This is a genomic window from Streptomyces sp. NPDC087787 (assembly GCF_044743035.1).
Classification (GTDB): Bacteria; Actinomycetota; Actinomycetes; order Streptomycetales; family Streptomycetaceae; genus Streptomyces.
On record NZ_JBIUVQ010000054.1, the window covers coordinates 1 to 4,533 of the forward strand.

Below are 4,533 nucleotides of genomic sequence, written 5' to 3' on the forward strand. Positions count from 1 at the left end.
GCCGCGAGGTGCAGCGCCACCAGCGATGACGAACAGGCCGTGTCGACCGTGATCGCGGGGCCCTCCAGACCGAGCGTGTAGGACACCCGCCCGGAAAGGACACTGCTCGAGTTGCCGATCCCGAGGAAGGTGTCGACGCCCTTGGGCACGGTCGTCAGGTTCGTGGCGTAGTCGTGGTACATCGAGCCGCAGAACACGCCGGTGTCACTGCCCCGCAAGGAGACCGGGTCGATGCCCGCTCGCTCCAGTACCTCCCAGGCGGTCTCCAGCAGCAGCCGCTGCTGCGGGTCCATGGCGAGAGCCTCGCGGTGCGAGATCCCGAAGAACGCCGCGTCGAACTCACCGGCGTGCTGCAGGAACCCGCCCTGGCCGACGTAGGTCTTGCCCGCCTGGTCCGGGTCCGTGGAGACGACGTCCGGATCCCATCCGCGATCGTCCGGGAACGGGGAGATCGCGTCGGCCCCGCCCTCCACCAACCGCCACAGGTCTTCCGGCGTCGCCACCCCTCCGGGCAGCCGGCAGGCCATCGCCACGATCGCCACAGGCTCCGTGGCAGCCGTCGTCAGCCTCTGGTTCTCCTGCTGCAGCCGTTCGTTCTCCAGCAGCGAGGCGCGCAGGGCTTCGACCAGCTTGTCGTTGGATACGGTCATGATCGTCCTCTCCGATCAGTTCTCGGCGTTGCGCAGTGCGCGCTCGACCAGGTCGTCGGCATCCATCGACGCGATGAGGTCTGACGCGTCCCGCTGCTCCGGTCCGGATCCGGCCGCCGGACCTGCCAACTGCAGCAAGGTGTCCAGTACGCCGGCCTGTGCGAAGCGCGCGATCGGGACCGTCGCCAGCAACCGCCGAAACTCGGCCTCTCGCGGCTCGGCGGCCGTTCCCGACAGCTCCACGTCGAGGTGCCTGGCGGTTGCGAGCGCCGTCGGGTGGTCGAACACGAGCGTCGCGGGCAGGCGTAAGCCGGTCGCCTCGGTGAGCCGGTTGCGCAGCTCCACCGCGGTGAGCGAGTCGAACCCGAGGTCGCGGAACGCCTGGTCCGGCGCGACCGTCGTGGCATCGGCGTGGCTGAGCACGAGCGCGGCGTTCTCCCGCACCAGGTCGAGCAGCGCCGCCCGCCGGTCGTCCTCGGACAACCGGGCGAGCCGCTCGGTGAGCGACTCCGCGGTCACCGCCGAAGTCACCGCGACGGGACGCCGGGCGGTGGCCCGTACCGGGCGCACGAGGCTGCGCAGCAGAGGGTGCGGGGTGGTCGAGGTGAGGTCCAGCCTGACTGGCACGAGCACCGCCTGCTCCGCGGCGAGCGCCGCGTCGAACAGCGCCATGCCCTCGGCCTCGGAAAGGGAGAGCACGCCGCTGCGCGCCACCCGGTTCAAATCGGCCTCGCCCAGTTTTCCGGCCATGCCGCCGTCCTGTGCCCACAGGCCCCACGCCAGCGAGACCGCGGGCAGGCCATGTGAACGGCGCAGTGCGGCGAGGCCGTCCAGGAACCCGTTGGCGGCCGCGTAGTTCGCCTGGCCCGCCCCTCCGAAGATCCCGGCGATCGACGAGAACAGGACGAACGCGTCCAGGTCGAGATGGGCGGTCAGTTCGTGCAGATGCCATGCTGCGTCGGACTTCGGCCGCAGCACCGCGTCGACGCGCTCCGGCGTCAGCGCGGAGAGCACGCCGTCGTCCAGCATGCCCGCCGTGTGGACGACGGCTGTCAGGGAGTCTTCGACACTGGCCACGAGTGCGGCGAGCGCGTCGCGGTCCGCGACATCACAGGCCACGACGCGCACGTCGGCTCCCAGCCCGGCCAGCTCAGTCCGCAGCTGCGCGGCGCCGTCAGCGGCGGCGCCGCGGCGGCTCGCCAGCACGAGACGCCGTACACCGTGTGCGGCGACGAGATGGCGGCTCACCACCCTGCCGAGCGCCCCCGTTCCGCCGGTGACGAGCACCGTCCCGTCCGGGTCGAGACGGCCGGGTGCCGCGGTGGCGCGGGCCAGTCGCGGCACCATGACCACGCCGTCGCGCATCGCCACCTCGGGCTCGCCGGTCGACACAGCCCGGGCCAGCGCGGACGCGTCGCACTCGTCCGCCTCCACCAGCACGATCCGGCCGGGGTCCTCGGACTGCGCGGAGCGGATCAGCGCCCGCACGGCCGCAGTGGCGGGGGTCTGCGCCGCCCTGGTCACCACAACCAGAGGCTCCGGTCCGGCCAGGGCGGCGAGCGCGCGGCTGATGAGGTCACGCACCTCGTTCGGGCCGGGTGGGCCGCCCGCGCCGCGCAGGTCCAGGACGGCCGCGTCCGGCGGCAGCGGTGCCTCGGGTCCCGGTTCCTGCGCGGGCACCCAGTCGATACGGAACAACGAGTTCCGGTAACTGCCCTCCATCGGACGCGAGATCAGCGAGCCCACCGACGCGACGGGCCTGCCGGTGCCGTCGGCGAGCTCCAGCGTGACACCGTCCGCGCCGGCCGGAGTCACCCGCACGCGCAGCCGCGTAGCGCCGGAAGCGTACAGCGCCACGGAGTTCCAGGTGAACGGCAGCCGCGGCTCGTCGCCCGTCGTGGCGTGCAGCGCGGCGTCGAAGAGCGCCGGGTGCAGACCGAAACCGTCCGCCTCGCCGTCCAGCTCCGCCTCGGCGAACGTCTCGTCACCGCGCCGCCACACGGCTCGCAGGCCCTGGAACACCGGCCCGTACTCGTAACCCGCCGCCGCGCGGTCACCGTAGAAGTCCCCGAGGTCCACCGGATCGGCCTTCTCGGGCGGCCACACGGAGAGATCGAACGCCGGCCGGTCCGGCTGCTCGGCAAGCCGGCCGGTGGCATGCCGCGTCCACACCTCGTCGGTGCACGAGTGCACGGCGACAGTGCGACGGCCCGCGGCGTCTGGTGCGCCCACGACGACCTGGATCCGCACCGCACCGCGCTCCGGCAACGGCAACGGAGACTCGATCACGAGCTCGTCCACGACCGGGCAGCCGACCTCGCCGCCCGCACGGACCACCATCTCGACGAAGGCCGTGCCGGGCACCAGGACCGATCCCGCCACCACGTGGTCGGCCAGCCAGGGCTGCGCGTCCACGGACAACCGTCCCTCGCACACGACGCCCCCGTCGTCCGCGAGCGACAGCACCGTGTCGAGCATCGGGGACCCCGCCGCGCGTTTCTCCAGCCAGAACCGCTGGTGCTGGAACGGATACGTCGGCAGATCCACCCGACGGCCTGCCTCGAACAGCCGGGACCACCCGACCGGGACGCCGCGCACATGCAGTCGCGCCACCGCGGTCAGCAGGGCCTCCGGCTCCGGCTGGTCACCGCGCAGCGCGGGCACGAAGACCGCGCCGTCGACGCACTCCTGCCCCATCGCGGTGAGCACACCGGCCGGTCCCAGCTCGAGGAATGTGGTGACACCCTGGGCACGCAGCTCACGGACGGCGTCCATGAAGCGCACGGGCCTGCGCACATGCTCGACCCAGTACTCGGGGTCCGTGAGGTCGTCGAGCGCACCGGTCGACGTCGAGACGACAGAGATCGACGGCCGCGCGAAGGACAGCTCCTCGACCGTGGCGCGGAAGTCCGCCACCATGCCGTCCATCAGCGGGGAGTGGAACGCGTGCGAGACCCTCAGCCGCCTCGTCTTGTGCCCCGACTCCTCCAGGCGGGCCGCGACGGCCAGGGTCTCGGCCTCGTCGCCCGATACGACGATCGACTCCGGTCCGTTGACCGCGGCGACGCCGACCCCGTCGGTGAGCAGCGGCAGCACCTCTTCCTCGGTTGCGCGCACCGCGGCCATCGCGCCGCCGGAGGGAAGCGCCTGCATCAACGCCCCACGCGACGCCACCAGACGGGCGGCATCGCCCAGGGAGAGAACACCCGCCACGTGTGCTGCGGCGCATTCACCGATGGAATGCCCGGCTACGAAATCCGGCTGGACACCGCACGATTCGACGAGCCGGTAGAGCGCGACCTCCACGGCGAACAGGGCCGGCTGGGTGAACCCGGTCCGGTCGAGCAGCTCCGTGTCCTCGAACACCACCTCGCGCAGCGAGCGCCCCAGATGCGCGTCCAGTTCAGCGCACACCTCGTCGAACGCCCTGGCGTACGCCGGGAAGCGTTCGTACAGTTCACGCCCCATGCCGAGGCGCTGGCTGCCCTGACCGGTGAACAAGATCGCGAGCCGGCCCCCGGTGACCGTGCCGGACACGACGTTCGCCGCCGCCGTTCCGTCGGCGACCGCCCGTGTCCCGGCCAGGGCGCTGTCCCGGTCGGCGGCCATGACGACCGCGCGGTGCTCCAGCCCGGCCCGCGTGGTAGCGAGCGAGAAACCGACGTCCGTGGGGCTGAACGCCGATGCGTCCACAGCGGACAGCAAGCGATCCGCCTGGGCGCGCAGGGCTTGCGATGTCTTCCCGGACAGTACCCATGGGACGAGCGGCAGTTCCGCACCGGCCACGACGGGTTGGTGGGGTTGTTCGGGGGCTTGTTCGAGGATGATGTGGGCGTTGGTTCCGCTGACGCCGAAGGAGGAGACGGCGGCTCGGCGGGGGTGG

The 4,533-nt window shown here is 72.1% G+C and carries 2 protein-coding genes; both read right to left on the minus strand.

All coding sequences use genetic code 11. The features are described from left to right. Nucleotides 1-653: beta-ketoacyl synthase N-terminal-like domain-containing protein (locus ACIOWN_RS34375; protein WP_401984463.1), on the minus strand; the 653-nt coding region annotated here is incomplete at its 3' end. Nucleotides 654-665: 12 nt separating this feature from the next. Then, nucleotides 666-4,533 (minus strand): type I polyketide synthase (locus tag ACIOWN_RS34380; protein ID WP_362358026.1); only part of this gene is annotated, 3,868 nt, incomplete at its 5' end.